Raw genomic sequence first — 15,371 nt, 5'->3', positions numbered from 1 at the left:
ATGCGGGATTCGAGCGTGCTGGCACCTCCCACGACGAAGTCGTAGGGGGACTCGTGGGAAACCGCGGAGGGGTCAGGCCCAGCGCTGCGAGGCGGGCGTGAAGTCGAGCTGACGGCCGCCGGTGTAGATCTGCTTCGGGCGGGCGATCTTCTGCTCCGGATCATCGACGAGCTCGAGCCACTGGGCCAGCCAGCCCGAGGTGCGCGGGATCGCGAACAGGACGGTGAACATCTCCGGCGGGAACTGCAGCGCCTCGTAGATCAGGCCCGAGTAGAAATCGACGTTGGGGTACAGCTTGCGCTTGACGAAGTACTCGTCGTTGAGCGCGATCTTCTCGAGCTCCTGGGCGACCTCGAGCAGCGGGTTGACGCCCGTGACCTCGAAGACGTCGTCGACGGCCTTCTTGATGATCGTCGCGCGCGGGTCGAAGTTCTTGTAGACGCGGTGACCGAAGCCCATGAGCTTCTCCTCACCGTTCTTGACACCCTCGATGAACGCCGGGACGTTGTCCTTGGTCTTGATGCGCTTGAGCATGCGCAGCACGGCCTCGTTGGCGCCGCCGTGCAGCGGGCCATAGAGCGCGGCGATGCCGGCGCTGACCGCGGAATACGGGTCGACCTGGCTGGAGCCCACCGAGCGCACCGCGTTGGTCGAGCAGTTCTGCTCGTGGTCGGCGTGCAGGATGAACAGGACCTCGAGGGCCTTCACGAGGCGGGGGTCCGCGTCGTACTTGCGCTCGCTCATCTTGAACAGCATCGAGAGGAAGTTCTCGGTGTAGGACAGGTCGTTGTCGGGGTAGACGTACGGCTTGCCCTGCGCGTGGCGGAACGACCAGGCGCCGAGGGTCGGCATCTTGGCGATCAGGCGCACGACCTGCGCCATGCGGACCTCGGGGTCCTTGATGTTGCGGGCCTCCGGGTAGAACGTCGACAGCGCGCCGACCGACGACATCAGCTGACCCATGGGGTGCGCGTCGTAGCGGAAGCCCTGCATCGAGCTCTTGAGGTTCTCGTGCACGAACGTGTGGAACGTGATGTCGTGCACCCACTGCTCGTGCTGCTTCTGGTTCGGCAGCTCGCCGTTGACCAGCAGGTAGGCCACCTCGAGGTAGGTCGAGTTCTCCGCGAGCTGCTCGATCGGGTAGCCCCGGTACTCCAGGATGCCCTTGTCGCCGTCGATGTAGGTGACGGCGCTGCGGGTGGAGGCGGTGTTGGTGAAGCCGGGATCGTAGACCGCGAGGCCGGGGGAGTCGTCGGTCTTGCCGATCTTGCCGAAGTCGGTCGCGCGGACCGTGCCGTCGGTGATCTCGACCTCGTACTCCTCGCCCGAGCGATTGTCGCGGACGGTCAGGGTGTTCTTCTCGGTCACGATGGGTCTCCTGTGACGGTTACGACGCGCGCCTTTGGGTGTGACGCTCCTGACGTCCAACTTAGCCCCGCCTGGGGAGCGCCGCGCCTTCGGGGTGGACTGTCCACTGGTCGTTTTGACCCAGGGACGGCCAGGCGGTTAGTCTTGGACGTCGTCGTGCTCTCGCGATTCCACACGCGGGTACGACCACCATTCTTTCGGGGCCGTGTCCCGAGGTCCCACACTCCAGAACGAGAAGGTCACGCCGTGCGCACGTTCAGCCCGAAGCCGACTGACATCACCCGTCAGTGGCACGTCATCGACGCCCAGGACATCGTCCTCGGCCGACTGGCCGTCGAGGCCGCCACCCTGCTGCGCGGCAAGCACAAGCCGACCTTCGCGCCGCACATGGACGGTGGCGACTTCGTCATCATCATCAACGCCGAGAAGGTGGCCCTGTCCGGTGCCAAGCGCACCGACAAGCAGGTCTACCGCCACAGCGGCTACCCGGGCGGTCTGAAGCAGATCTCCTACGGCGACCTGCTCGTCAAGGACGCCCGCAAGGCCATCGAGAAGTCGGTCAGCGGCATGCTGCCGAAGAACCGTCTGGGACGCGCGCAGCTGAGCAAGCTCAAGGTCTACACCGGCCCGAGCCACCCGCACGCCGCCCAGAAGCCCCAGCCGTTCGAGATCACGCAGATCTCCCAGTGAGCACGAGGAACGAGAGCACCGTGGCTGACACCACCACCCAGGACGCCGAGTTCGAGACCACCACGGACGGCGTCTACACGTCCGAGTCGAGCGGCCTCGCGTCCTCGGCCACCGACCGTCCCGCGGTCGTCGCCCCCGGCGCGGCCACCGGCCGTCGCAAGGAGGCCGTCGCCCGCGTGCGCATCGTGCCCGGCACCGGCGTCTGGACCGTCAACGGCAAGCCGCTGGAGGAGTACCTCCCGAACAAGCTGCACCAGCAGATCGCCAAGGAGGCCCTCGCGGCCATCGGCCTGGAGGACAGCTTCGACGTCGTCGCCCGCGTCACCGGTGGTGGCATGACGGGTCAGGCCGGCGCGCTGCGTCTCGGCGTGGCTCGCTCGCTCAACGGCATCGACGAGGAGGCCAACCGGCCCGTCCTGAAGAAGGCCGGACTCCTCACGCGCGACTCGCGCATCAAGGAGCGCAAGAAGGCCGGTCTCAAGAAGGCCCGCAAGGCTCCGCAGTACAGCAAGCGCTGATCCGCTCGTGGGTCGGATCTTCGGAACCGACGGCGTCCGGGGGCTCGCGAACCGCGACCTGACGGCAGAGCTCGCGGTCGACCTGGCCGTGGCTGCCGCTCACGTCCTGGGCGAGCGCGGGGCGTTCGCCGACAGCCGACCCACAGCGGTGGTCGCCCGCGACACGCGTGTCTCCGGACAGTTCCTGGAGGCCGCGGTCGTGGCCGGCCTGGCCTCGGCCGGGGTCGACGTGCACCGTCTGGGTGTCGTCCCGACCCCCGGCTGCGCCTTCCTGACCGAGCACCTGGCCGCCGACATGGGCGTCATGATCTCGGCCAGCCACAACCCGATGCCCGACAACGGCATCAAGTTCCTCGGTCGCGGCGGGCACAAGCTCGACGACCAGATCGAGCGCCAGATCGAGGACCGCCTCGAGGAGCCGTGGGACCGTCCGACCGGCGCCGACGTCGGCCGGGTCGGCGAGAGCCACGCCGGTCTCGGCGAGTACGTCCGGCACCTGGTCGCCTCGTCCCCGACGCGTCTGGACGGTCTGACGATCGTCCTGGACTGCGCCCACGGCGCCGCCCACGAGGTCGGTCCGCAGGTCTTCGAGGCGCTCGGGGCCGACGTCGTCACGATCAACGCGGCGCCCGACGGCACCAACATCAACGAGGGCGGTGGCTCCACGCACCTGGAGGGCCTGCAGGCCGCGGTGCTCCGCCACGGCGCTGACGCCGGCTTCGCCTTCGACGGCGACGCCGACCGCTGCCTCGCGGTCGACGCCGAGGGCACGGCCGTCGACGGCGACCAGATCCTCGCGATCCTGGCCGTCGCCGAGCACGAGGCCGGCACGCTGCACGACGACACGGTCGTCGTCACGCAGATGAGCAACCTCGGCTTCGTCCAGGCCATGGAGCGCGCCGGCCTGCGCACGGTGCAGACCGCGGTGGGCGACCGCTACGTCCTCGAGGCGATGCGCGCCGGCGGCTTCTCCCTCGGCGGCGAGCAGTCGGGCCACGTGATCCTGGCCGAGCACGCCACGACGGGCGACGGCGTCCTCACCGCGGTGCAGCTGTCGGCCCGCATGAAGCTCACGGGTCGCACGATCGCCGACCTCGCCTCGGTCATGACCCGGCTCCCGCAGGTGCTGGTCAACGTCACCGACGTCGACCGGGCCCGCAGCAGCTCCGACCCCGTCGTGCAGGGCGCCGTCACGGCGGCCTCGGCCGCGCTCGAGGGTCGCGGACGCGTGCTGCTGCGCCCGTCCGGCACCGAGCCGCTCGTGCGCGTCATGGTGGAGGCCCCCACGGCCGACGAGGCCTCGGCCGTCGCCGACCAGCTCGCCGACGTGGTCCGGGCCCAGCTCGCGCTCTGAGCTCGGTCGTGTCCACCCACCCCGCGCTGCGGTTCGAGGCCGGCGGGCTCGAACGGGACGACGTCGCCGCGCTCCTGGCCGAGCACCTGGCGGAGATGCGTGCCACGAGCCCGGCCGAGAGCGTGCACGCACTGCCCGTGGCAGCGCTGTCCGCGCCGTCCATCAGCTTCTGGACCGCGCGCGACGCCGACGACCTGGTGGGCTGTGGCGCCCTGAAGGACCTCGGCGGCGCCCACGCGGAGCTCAAGTCGATGCGCACCCGTGCCGCCGCCCGCGGACGAGGCGTCGGTGAGGCGATGGTGCGCCACCTCCTGGCCGAGGCACAGCGCGCCGGCATGCGCCGGGTCAGCCTCGAGACGGGCACCCAGGACCACTTCGCCCCGGCGCGACGCCTCTACGCCCGTCACGGGTTCACGGTCTGCTCACCCTTCGGCGAGTACCGGCTCGACCCGCACAGCGTCTTCATGACCCGGGAGGTCTGACGCGCGGACCTGGCACCCCGGGGGAGCGGTCCCCATGGCGGGCCGGTTCGATTCGCTCCTACGGTGAGGGCATCGTATTCTGCGGCGCACGGGCACACGCTCGATGCGGCGTCGGGGGACGATCGTCCCCGACGACGTGGGGGTGCGACCGGGAGGACGGGAATCGGGTGACGCAGACAGCAGCAGTGACGTGGACGCCCGACATCATGTCGGCCGGCGTCACGCTGGTCGCGGCCGGATCCACCCACGAGGGGGCGGTGCGCCGCCACAACGAGGACGCCTGGCTCGTCAGCCCGCCGGTCTACGTCGTCGCCGACGGGATGGGCGGTCACGCGGCCGGCGACGTCGCGAGCCGACTCGTGATCGAGGCGTTCGAGGAGCTCGCCGGACGCGACGACGTCACGGCGCCCGACATCGAGCGGGTGCTGGAGTCGTCCCGCACCGCGGTGTCGGCGCTGGCGACCTCGCCGGTCACCGCGCCCGGGTCCACCGTCGTCGCCGCGGTCTACGTCGTCGAGCGCGGTCGCGGGTACTGGCTGCTGGTCAACATCGGTGACTCCCGGGCCTATCTCCTGACGCCCGAGCGGCTCGAGCAGGTCAGCCACGACCACTCCCTGGTGCAGGAGATGATCGACGCCGGCGAGATCGACGAGCGCGAGGCACGGGTCCACCCCGACCGGCACGTGATCACCCGAGCGATCGGCGCCGTCGACGACGCCGCGGCCGACTTCACGCTGATGCCCGCGCGCGGGGGCACTCGTCTGCTGCTCTGCTCCGACGGGCTCACGGGCGAGCTCGACGACGAGCGCATCGAGCGCGTGCTGCGCGGGGGAGCCTCCGCCGCCGTCACCGCCGCGCGGCTCGTCGCCGCCGCGGTCGAGGCCGGCGGCCACGACAACGTCACGGCGATCGTGATCGACGTCATCGGCAGCGACATCCTGTCGCACGCCGACACGCTCGGGCACGGTCGCAGCGACCCGGAGGTCGACACCGTGCCGCAGGCGAGGAGCCACGCATGACGCCCGCCGACCTCCTGCGGAGGCCACCGTGGTGACGCACCGCTGGTACCGCCCCGGAGACGCCCTCGCCCTGGTCACGGGCGTGGGCGTCGTTGTGATCGACGCGGGCCACGAGCGCACGCTCGTCAAGCTGGCGGCCGAGCCGCTCGCGATCGAGCGCATCGTCCAGACGCTGACGGCCTCGGGCTGGCGCTCGGTCCCCGACTTCGCCTGCGCCGTCGCGGACCGCGACGAGGTGCGTGTCCTGGCGCGCGGGCGCTATCACGTCACGGTCGGGGAGGACGAGCTCGACGGGCACGGCGTCACGACCTGGACCGAGCGCGCGTGGCCGCTCGGCGACGTCCAGCGGGTCGAGGTGCGCGAGGCCGAGGCCTCCCAGACCGGCCAGCGCCTGCCGATCGGCTCCGGGGTCGTCCCGGTCTCGCAGATCTCGTGGCACCCCGATCTCGCCGCTCCGGTCGCACCTGCGCGACCGGCAGCCGCGCAGCCCGAACCGAAGCCGCAGCCGGAACCGAAGCCCGAGCCGGAACCGCAGCCGGAACCGAAGCCCGAGCCGGAACCGAAGCCGGAACCGAAGCCCGAGCCCGAGCCGGAACCGAAGCCCGAGCCCGAGCCCGAGCCCATGCCGAGACCCGTGGCCCCGGTCCCGGACTCCTCGGCCACGATCATCGAGACCGACGAGCTCGAGTTCGACGCGATGTTCGGCGTCACGGTCCCGGGCCGACGGCCCGAGGACGCGGCGGTCCGACCCGTCGAGAACGACCTCGACGAGGCCGAGGACGCCGTCGTCGCACCGGCCGGCGAGGTCGACCCGCACTCCGGCGACCACGACGGCCGCACGGTCGCGCGCGGCAGCCTTCCGCGCCGCGCACCCGACACCCAGGTCGCCGCCCGCCCCCGCGGTCCGGTCGTGACGCTCTCGCTCAGCTCGGGCGAGACCTGCGAGGTCACGACCCGGGCCCTGGTCGGCCGCAGCCCCCGCTCCACCGCCGCCACCGGCACGGGCCTGCCGCAGCTCGTGGTGGTCGACGACCCGTACGTCTCCGGCACGCACTTGGAGATCACGGTCGGCCCGACTACCGTTCGCGTGACGGACGTGTCGACGAACGGGACGACGCACACGCCGTTCGGGGGCTCGGAAGGGGTACTGGTGAAGGATGTCCCCACGGACGTGGGTGACGGTGCCGCGCTGCGCCTGAGTGACGACCTGACGATCACGGTCTCGATCGCCGGTCTGGCAGGTGCTCCGCGATGACCCGCCTGCGCAGCAACCCGCCGGCCCTCAACGGCTTCACCTTCGTCGACCACATCGGCGAGGGCGGCTTCGCCGACGTCTTCCTCTACCGCGACGCGCTCAACCGCCAGGTCGCGGTCAAGGTGCTGCTCGAGTCGGCCGTGCAGGCCGCCGAGCGCGACGTGTTCCACGCCGAGGCCAACTTGATGGCCCAGCTCTCCGACCACCCCTCGATCGTCTCGATCTTCCAGGCCGGGGTCAGCAACGACGGCCGCCCGTACCTCGTCATGGAGTACTGCCCCGCGCCGAACCTCGCCGCCCGCTACCGGGCCGAGCGCTTCTCGGTGCCCGACGCCCTCGAGATCGGCGTGCGCCTGGGCAGTGCGGTCGAGACCGCGCACCGGGCCGGCATCCTGCACCGCGACATCAAGCCGCACAACATCCTGACGAGCGCCTACGGCGCCCCGATGCTGACCGACTTCGGCATCGCCGCCACGACCCACGACATCGGCCCCGGCTCGACCGGCGTCTCCGTGCCGTGGTCCCCGCCCGAGGCGTTCTGGGACAACCCTCCGGCGGACGTCCGCAGCGACGTCTGGTCGCTCGGCGCGACGCTCTACACGCTGCTCGCGGGCCGCTCGCCGTTCGAGGTCCCCGGCGGTGCGAACGACAACGCGACCCTCATGACCCGCATCGAGCGGCAGCAGCCGGCGCGGATCAACCGCGGTGACGTCCCCGACTCGTTGATGTCGATCCTGGCGATGGCGATGAGCAAGGACGTCGCGTCGCGGCAGCCGTCGGCGCTCGCGCTGGCCTCGGCCCTCTACGACGTCCAGCTCGAGCTGGGCCTGCCGCCGACCCGCATCGAGGTGCTCGACGCCTCGGCGGCGCCCGGCCCGAAGGAGGACGAGGACCGCACCCGCGTCCGCCCGGTCTCGGTCATCGACCCGCAGGAGCGCGCCGACGGCACGCGCCTGCGCCCCGTCGTCGTCGAGGGCATCGACGACCGCACCCACGTGCGGCCCGTGCCCGCCGGCCCGCCGTCCCCGGGCCCGGCTCCCGCGCCGCCCGGTCACGTCGCGCCGCCGGCCCCGGCCCGGGCGGTCAGTGCTCCGGCGCCCGCGCCGTCGCCGATGGCACCAGCTCCCCGTCCTGCGGCACCGGCGGCCCCCGCGCCGCTCCCGGCGGTCGGCTTCGGCCCCGCCGCGCCAGCGCCCGCCACGACCACCGCACCCGCCGAGCCCGAGCGACGCCGTCGCTCGCCGTGGGTCTGGATCGGCGGCCTCGTCGTGCTGCTCGTGATCGCCGGGCTGGTCACGACGGCGCTCCTGAACGGGACCTCGTCGAGCCGCGACCAGACCGACGACCTCGACGACCCGCAGCGCCAGGACCCGACCGACGTGATCGGCGACGCCCCGCAGGCGCCCGTCGAGCTCACGGGCACGGTCGACGGCGGGCTCGTCACCTTCACCTGGGTCAATCCCGACCCGGAGGAGGGCGACACGTACGTCTGGATGCGGGCCGGTGACGGCCAGCTGAACACGGCCAACGAGGTCACCGAGCCGACGCTGAGCATCCGGGGAACCGAGGGCCAGACGACCTGCATCGTCGTCATGGTCAAGCGAGCCGACGGGCGGACCTCGCCCGCCGACGAGTCCGCGCCGGTGTGCGCGGTCTGACGGGCCATGGGGGGCACGGGGGCATGAACGACCATCGCGACGTCGAGCACGACGACGACCTGGACGACGACCTGACGTCCGACGACGACACCCAGGACGAGGTGTCGCGCCTGACCGTGGAGTTCTGCGGCGAGGAGTACGACATCGAGGTCGGCGACACCTTCACGATCGGCCGCGAGGCCGACCTGGTCGTCGACGAGGACAACCCCTACCTGCACCGCCAGCTGGTCGACCTGCGTCACGAGCGCGGTCTGTGGTGGATCACCAACGTCGGATCGCGCCTGTCGCTGACCGTGACCGGCGAGGCCGGCACGCTCCAGTCGGTCGTGGGCCCGGGCTCGCAGGTGCCGGTCGTGCTGCCCGAGCTCGCGGTCCTGTTCACCGCGGGCGAGACGACGTACGAGGTCAACGTGCACAGCGAGGCGCCGACGTTCGTCGTCAGCCCCCACCAGGACCTCGACCAGCCGGCCGGCGACCGCACGCTCGGCGCCGTCGAGCTGACCCCGACCCAGTTCCGCCTGATCCTGGCGCTGGCCGAGGGCTCCCTGCGGCGCGCCGGCACGGGCATCAGCGAGCTGCCCAGCAACGCCAAGGCCGCCGAGCGCCTCGGCTGGCCGATCACGACGTTCAACCGCAAGCTCGACAACGTCTGCGACAAGTTCTCGGCCGCCGGGGTCAAGGGCCTGCGCGGTGGCGCCGGGCGTCTGGCCACGAACCGTCGCGCCCGCCTCGTGGAGTACGCCGTGGCCGCGCGCATCGTGCGGCCCGAGCACCTGGAGCTGCTGGACGAGCCCGGCGGTGACGGATGAGCCCCCGCGCCGGAGCACGCCGTGCCGTGTCGCTCCCCGCGGCCGCCCGCAGCCCGCGCTTTCGCCGGTGGCGCAAGGTCGCGTCCGGAGCGTCGCTCGCCCTGGTCTCCTCGCTGCTGGTCGTCCTGGCCTTCCGGGCCGACGGCACGCCGGTCACCGACGTCGAGCTGCACGACGGCAGCGTCTGGGTCTCGAACTCCCAGCGCCTCCTGATCGGTCGACTCAACCCGCAGATCAAGCAGCTCGATCTCGGTGTCTCGACCGACTCCGCCGACGTCGACATCTTCCAGAACGCCTCGACGGTCTTCATCGACAACCAGGGCGACACCCGCACGCTGCGCCAGGTCGACGTCGCCCGCGCGGTGGCCTCGGACCCGGTCGAGCTGCCGGAGTCGGTCGACGCGGCGTTCGGCGGCCACACGATCGCGATGCTCGACACCGAGACGGGCCAGTTCTGGGTGCGCTCGAGCCAGAACCTCACGGCCTTCGCGGCCAAGACCGAGCCCGAGCTCCTCAAGGTCGGCAGCGACGGCGCCGTGGCCGTCAGCACCAGCGGCGTCGCCTACGTCCTGGACCGCACGTCCGGGGTCGTCACGAGCTTCGCGCTCGCCGAGGACGGCACGCCGACGCAGGAGAACACCTGGGAGATCGGCAGCGGGATCGGCGCCGGTGCCCAGCTCACGGTCGTCGGGTCGACGCCCGTGGCCTACGACGCCTCCCAGGGCGAGGTCTTCCGACCCGGCGCCGACCCGGTGCGGATCGACACCGAGAAGCCGGCGGCCGTGCGCCTGCAGGCTCCGAGCGCGGCCGGCGGCACGCTCTACATCGGCACGTTCGAGGGCCTCTTCTCGACCTCGCCGACCGGCGGGGACCTGACCCAGCTGAAGCAGCCCGCCGTGGCCGGCGACCCCGCCGCGCCCGTCGTGCTCGACCGCTGCGTCCACGCGGCCTGGGCCGACGACAGCGCGGTCGACGACGGCAAGGCCGAGTCCTACACCCGTCTGTGCGAGGGCGAGCGCGACTTCCACAAGGCGATCCCGGGCGTGACGTCCGCCGCCAACCTGGTCTTCCGCGTCAACCGCGACGTGGTCGTGCTCAACGACACGGTCTCGGGCGACTCCTGGATGGTGCAGAAGGACTCGCTCGACCGGGTCAACAACTGGGACGACGTCGACCCCAACACACAGCGCCAGGAGCTCGAGAAGCAGGAGGTCGAGGACCCCGACGAGCAGCCGGAGAACCGGCCGCCGGTCGCGAACCCCGACGCCCTCGGTGCCCGCCCGGGTCAGGCGACGATCCTGCCGGTCGTGCTGAACGACACCGACCCGGACCGCGACCTCATCACGATCACGAAGGTCACCCACGTCAGCGGACCCGAGCCGCAGAGCGGCTACGCCGTCGTCGGCAACGACACCCAGGTCCAGGCGACGTTCGCCCCCGACGCCGTCGGCGACGCGATCCTCCGCTACGACATCGCCGACGGACGCGGGGGCACCGCCTCCACCGAGGCCACGATCACGATGCGCGGGCCCAGCGAGAACCTCGTCCCGGTCAAGCTGCCCGACCGCAACACCTCGCTGACGGTGGCCCAGGGCCAGCGCAACGCGGTGTTCGTGCTGGCCGACTGGCTCGACCCCGACGGCGACGACGTCACGGTCACCTCCGCCGTGCCCACGGGTGAGGGACAGGTCGAGTTCCGTCCCGACGGCACCGTCGAGTTCATCGACACCCTCGGCCAGGTCGGTCAGAACGGCGTCGAGATCACGGTCTCCGACGGTCGTGGTGGCGACGTCACGGCGGTCGTGCCCGTCAACGTCGTCGCGGCCACCTCGGCCGCGCCCGAGCCGGTCGCCGACCGCGCCGTGGGCGTCGCCGGCACCAAGGCCCTGGTCGAGCCGCTGCTCAACGACGGCAACCCCACCGGTGTCCCGCTGACGCTCACCGACGTCGGACGCGTCGACGGGGTCGAGGTCGTCGTCGACGCGATCGCCGGCACCTTCACCGCCACCGCGCAGCGCCCCGGCACGTACTACCTGCCGTACACCGCCGCCAACGTCGACCGTTCCGCGACCTCGGTCGTGCGCCTGGACGTCAAGGCCCCGAGCGAGGCCAACTCCGCCCCGGTCGCGGTCAAGGACCAGGGTGTCCTCCCGGCCGGCGGGTCCGTGCTGGTCGACGTCCTGGCCAACGACTACGACCCCGACGAGGACGTCCTGGTCGTGCAGGGCGTCGAGGTCGCCGACGGCGTGCCGCTGAAGGCCGTGCTGCTCGAGAACAGCATGCTCCGCGTCGAGGCGACGGGCGACCTGACCGAGCCCGCGCAGATCGACTACATCGTCTCGGACGGCGAGGAGACCGCCCGCGGCGCCGTCGTCATCAGCCCCGGCTCGCTCCGCGAGAACCGCGCTCCCGTCGTCAACGAGGACTACCAGACGATGCGGGCCGGCTCCGTGGCGACGGTCTCGGTGCTCGACAACGACTCCGACCCCGACGGCGACGAGCTCAGCCTCGTGCAGGAGGACCTCGTGGTCGACGAGGCCACGACCGAGGCCGGACTGCTGGTCTTCGTCTCGGGCGACGACCTCAAGGTGCGGGCCCCGCAGGAGCCGGGCCAGTACTCCTTCACCTACGGCGTCCGCGACGCCCGCGGGGTCCGGGTCGCGTCCACGGTGTGGCTCACGGTCAAGCCCGACACCGCCGAGGGCAACAGCGCGCCCCGGCCCAACCCGATCGTCGACCGCGCGATCGTGGGCAGCACGGTGCGGATCCCGCTCAACGTGCAGGGCGCCGACCCCGACGGCGACGCGGTGGGCTTCAAGAGCGTCGTGCAGGCTCCGCAGAAGGGCCGCATCGTCGCGACCGGCGCCGACTGGGTCGAGTACGAGCCGTTCGAGGGCGAGGCCGGCACCGACGTCTTCAGCGTCACGGTGGCCGACAAGTACGGTGCGTCCGCCCCCGCCGAGGTCCGCATCGGCGTGATCCCGCAGGCCCCCGTCAACCAGGCGCCCGTCGCCCTCAACGACGAGCTGCTGGTCAAGCCGGGCAAGAAGATCCAGTTCGACCCGCGCCTCAACGACGCCGACCCCGACGGCGACCCGATCGACCTGCTGGCCGAGCTCTCGACCCCGCCGGGCTCGGACGCGCGCGTCTCGGGCACGTTCATCGAGGTCACCGCGCCCGAGCCGACCGGTGGAGAGACGTCGTCGGTCTCGGTCGGCTACACGATCAGCGACGGCCTGGGCGGCACGGGCAACGCGTTCTTCGTCCTGAGCGCCAGCGAGGACGCACCCTTCCACGCCCCGATCGTGCGCGACGACTCCGCCGACCTCGCCGAGGTGACGGGCAAGACCCCGGGCGACGCCGCGCTCGTCGACGTGCTCGAGAACGACGGCGACCTCGACGGCCGTGTCGAGGACCTCGAGATCGAGATCGTCGACCAGGACGTCAGCCGGGTCGAGGACCGTCAGCTCGAGGTCACGCTGAAGGCCGAGGACCAGGTCGTCGCCTACAAGGTCGTCGACGCCGACGACCAGATCGCCTACGGCTTCGTGTTCGTCTCGGGCACCGACAGCGCCCCGCCGACGATCAACCCCGAGACCGTCCCGGTCGAGACGCCGATGAACACGCCGATCGAGATCGAGCTGGCCGACGTCGTCCTGGTCCGCGACGGCCGGGTGCCGGTGCTGACGACCTCGGACGTCATCACGGCGCAGCGCTCGGACGGCTCGGCGCTGGTGCGCGAGGGCGAGGACGACCGCGTCGTGTTCACCCCGCAGGCCGACTACGTCGGACCCGCCTCGATCACGGTCGAGGTCACCGACGGCGACGGACTCAACGACCCCGAGGGCAAGCGGTCGCTGCTCACGATCCCGATCGACGTCACGCCGGACGGCAACGTCCCGCCGACGATGCGCACCGTCCGCATGGTCGTGGCCGACGACGGCGAGCCGTCGCAGCTCGACCTGGTCAACGCGGCCAAGGACGCCAACGAGGACGACGAGCTGAGCTTCGAGATCACGGGCGTCGAGGGCCCGGTCGACGCCGACATGGACGGCGACACCGTGATCGAGGTGTCGGCGCAGGACGGCGCCTCGGCCGGCGACACCGCGACGATCGACGTCGTCGTCGACGACGGCTCGGTGCAGGTGCCGGGACAGGTGCTGGTTGAGATCTCCAGCTCGACCCGGCCGCCCATCACGGTCGCCCCGATCCGCATCGACGCGACGGCGGGCAACCCGGTCGCGATCGACGTCGCCGACTACGCGACGAACCCGTACGCCGACGACGACGAGCCGCTGAAGCTCTCGAACGTCGAGATCGAGAACGGCGACGGCTCGGTCTCGGGCGTGCAGGGCACCGAGTTCACGGTGACCCCGAAGGCCGACACGTTCGGCACCGTCACGGTGCGGTTCACGGTCTCGGACGCCTCGGGCGACCGGCTGCGCGACGTCGTCGGCCGGGCCACCGTCACGGTCGCCGGCCGCCCCGAGGCGCCCGGACGCCCGCAGGTCACGACGACCGAGGCCCGCTCGGTCGTGCTGACCTGGTCGGCGCCGAGCGACCGGGGTGCCCCGATCACGGGCTACCAGGTCACGGGCTCGGGCGGCGTCAACCAGGAGTGCGCCTCCACGACGTGCACGATCGCCGGGCTCAACCCGGGCGACGCCTACACGTTCACGGTCGTCGCGGTGAACCGCGTCGGCGAGAGCGATCCCAGCCCGGCGTCCGCGCCCGTCACGCCGGACAAGATGCCCGACGTCATGGCGCCGCCGCAGATCGCGATCCAGCCGACCGCGATGGACGGTCAGCTCCAGCTCTCCTGGGCGCGCCCCGGCAACGAGGGCTCCGAGATCACGTCCTACGAGATCAAGATGGTCGGCTCCGGGCAGTCGCAGACCGTCCCCGGCGGCTCGACGTCGTACACGTGGGGCGGCCTGGTCAACGGCACGACGTACCAGTTCCAGATCCGGGCGATCAACAAGACGCCGACCCAGCAGCAGTTCTCGCCGTCGTCGGCGGCCGTCGCCCCGTTCGGCGTGCCGGCGACGATGTCGGCCCCGGTCGCCGAGGCGCGCAACAACGGCGCGGCCGGCGGCCGGACGATCCGGGCCCTCTGGGAGCCCTCGGACGACAACGGCGACCCGATCGCCGGGTACCGCCTGACGACCTACGCCAACGGATCGGTCCTGCGCACCGAGGAGCTGCCCGCGGGCACCGTGTCGCGCACCTACGACGGCGTCGAAAACGGCGTCGACTACTCGTTCACGGTCGAGGCCCGCAACCGCGCCGGCTGGTCGCCGTCACCGAGCCCCCGCTCGAACGTCGTCAAGCCCTTCGGTCCGGCGAGCGCTCCGCAGATCACGGGCGCCGCCGAGGGCGACGGCCGCTTCGACCTGCAGATCATCACGCCGGCCGACGACGGCGGCTACCCGGTGCGCGCCTACCAGGTGACGGGCGCCGGTGGCACGAAGACCGTCAACGCCCCGACCCAGGCCGAGGGCGCCGCGACGACCCTGACCGTGACCGGCGTGGCCAACAGCGAGCAGGGGTACCAGGTCCGCATCACCCCGCTCAGCGGCGACAACGGCAACCTCCCGGGCGCCCAGTCGAACGCGTACGGCCCGATCCGCCCCAACGGCCCCCCGAACGCGCCCACCAACGTCCAGGCCAGCCGCGACGGTCGCACCGCGATCAACTACTCGTGGTCGCGTCCCGCGACGAACGGTCGACCCATCTCGGGCTTCGAGTACCGCATCGACGGTGGCGGCGGGTGGCAGCCCACCAACGGCACGAGCTTCCGCGGCACGGGCTACGAGCCGGGCACGCGCCACACGATCGAGGTCCGCACGGTCGACTCCGAGGGACGCAAGTCCGAGCCGAGGTCGGCCGCGGCCACGACCGAGGACTACAACCCCCGGGTCACGACCGGGTACACCGGCGGCACGAGGTTCGGGTTCCCCGAGGTCTACATCAACGGTGACGACCTGCCCAACGGCAGCTACACGATGACGCTGCACAAGACGGTCAACGGTGACCTGCTCGACGGCACCCAAGCGCGCCAGGTCAACGCCTCGAACAACCAGGTCCGCGATTTCGGGTCGTCGTGCGCCCCGGGTGGCGGCAGCAACCAGTACTACGCCCAGCTGAAGAACAACTCGACCGGCAGGGAATACAAGTCCGGCAACGTCACCTTCCAACGCTGCCCCGGTACCTAAGGA

10 protein-coding genes are annotated in these 15,371 nt (G+C 71.7%); 9 read left to right on the top strand and 1 reads right to left on the bottom strand.

What is annotated here, in order from left to right; translation table 11 throughout:
• Nucleotides 1-72: 72 nt before the first annotated feature.
• Nucleotides 73-1,368, bottom strand: a complete 1,296-nt coding sequence (locus ABD127_RS18190; RefSeq protein WP_344204081.1) for a citrate synthase — start codon at nucleotides 1,366-1,368, stop codon at nucleotides 73-75.
• A 246-nt stretch (nucleotides 1,369-1,614) separates the two neighbouring features.
• Between ABD127_RS18190 and rplM the strand changes: the two genes are divergently transcribed.
• The 9 genes from rplM to ABD127_RS18145 all read left to right on the top strand — a co-directional run bounded on the left by rplM (nucleotide 1,615) and on the right by ABD127_RS18145 (nucleotide 15,368).
• Complete coding sequence (gene rplM, locus ABD127_RS18185) at nucleotides 1,615-2,058, top strand: 50S ribosomal protein L13 (protein WP_344204079.1); 444 nt, start codon at nucleotides 1,615-1,617, stop codon at nucleotides 2,056-2,058.
• A 20-nt stretch (nucleotides 2,059-2,078) separates the two neighbouring features.
• The gene (gene rpsI / locus ABD127_RS18180; protein ID WP_344204077.1) at nucleotides 2,079-2,576 is read left to right on the top strand and encodes a 30S ribosomal protein S9; all 498 of its coding nucleotides are present in this window, start codon (nucleotides 2,079-2,081) and stop codon (nucleotides 2,574-2,576) included.
• A 7-nt stretch (nucleotides 2,577-2,583) separates the two neighbouring features.
• Nucleotides 2,584-3,930 carry a phosphoglucosamine mutase gene (gene glmM, locus ABD127_RS18175; protein WP_344204075.1) on the top strand — a complete coding sequence of 449 codons (1,347 nt, stop codon included), beginning with the start codon at nucleotides 2,584-2,586 and terminating at the stop codon, nucleotides 3,928-3,930.
• A gap of 8 nt (nucleotides 3,931-3,938) precedes the next feature.
• Nucleotides 3,939-4,412, top strand: a complete 474-nt coding sequence (locus tag ABD127_RS18170) for a GNAT family N-acetyltransferase (RefSeq protein WP_344204073.1) — start codon at nucleotides 3,939-3,941, stop codon at nucleotides 4,410-4,412.
• Between the two features lie 185 nt (nucleotides 4,413-4,597).
• Nucleotides 4,598-5,431: a PP2C family protein-serine/threonine phosphatase gene (locus tag ABD127_RS18165; protein ID WP_344204071.1), complete on the top strand. Its 834-nt coding sequence runs from the start codon at nucleotides 4,598-4,600 to the stop codon at nucleotides 5,429-5,431.
• A 28-nt stretch (nucleotides 5,432-5,459) separates the two neighbouring features.
• Nucleotides 5,460-6,686, top strand: a complete 1,227-nt coding sequence (locus tag ABD127_RS18160; RefSeq protein ID WP_344204069.1) for an FHA domain-containing protein — start codon at nucleotides 5,460-5,462, stop codon at nucleotides 6,684-6,686.
• Entirely contained in the window at nucleotides 6,683-8,344 is a 1,662-nt protein-coding gene (locus ABD127_RS18155) for a serine/threonine-protein kinase (RefSeq protein ID WP_344204067.1), read from the top strand. Before ABD127_RS18160 ends, ABD127_RS18155 begins: the two co-directional genes overlap by 4 nt.
• Before the next feature lie 23 nt (nucleotides 8,345-8,367).
• Entirely contained in the window at nucleotides 8,368-9,153 is a 786-nt protein-coding gene (locus ABD127_RS18150) for an FHA domain-containing protein (protein ID WP_344204065.1), read from the top strand.
• A 26-nt stretch (nucleotides 9,154-9,179) separates the two neighbouring features.
• A complete protein-coding gene (locus tag ABD127_RS18145; protein WP_344204063.1) occupies nucleotides 9,180-15,368 on the top strand; it encodes an Ig-like domain-containing protein in 6,189 nt (2,062 codons plus the stop codon).
• Nucleotides 15,369-15,371 lie beyond the last annotated feature (3 nt).

Origin of the sequence: Aeromicrobium alkaliterrae (genome assembly GCF_039529015.1) — a bacterium.
GTDB lineage: Bacteria > Actinomycetota > Actinomycetes > Propionibacteriales > Nocardioidaceae > Aeromicrobium > Aeromicrobium alkaliterrae.
The sequence above is the reverse complement of the archived record's forward strand: the minus strand, read 5'-3'. Positions and strand labels throughout refer to the sequence as shown.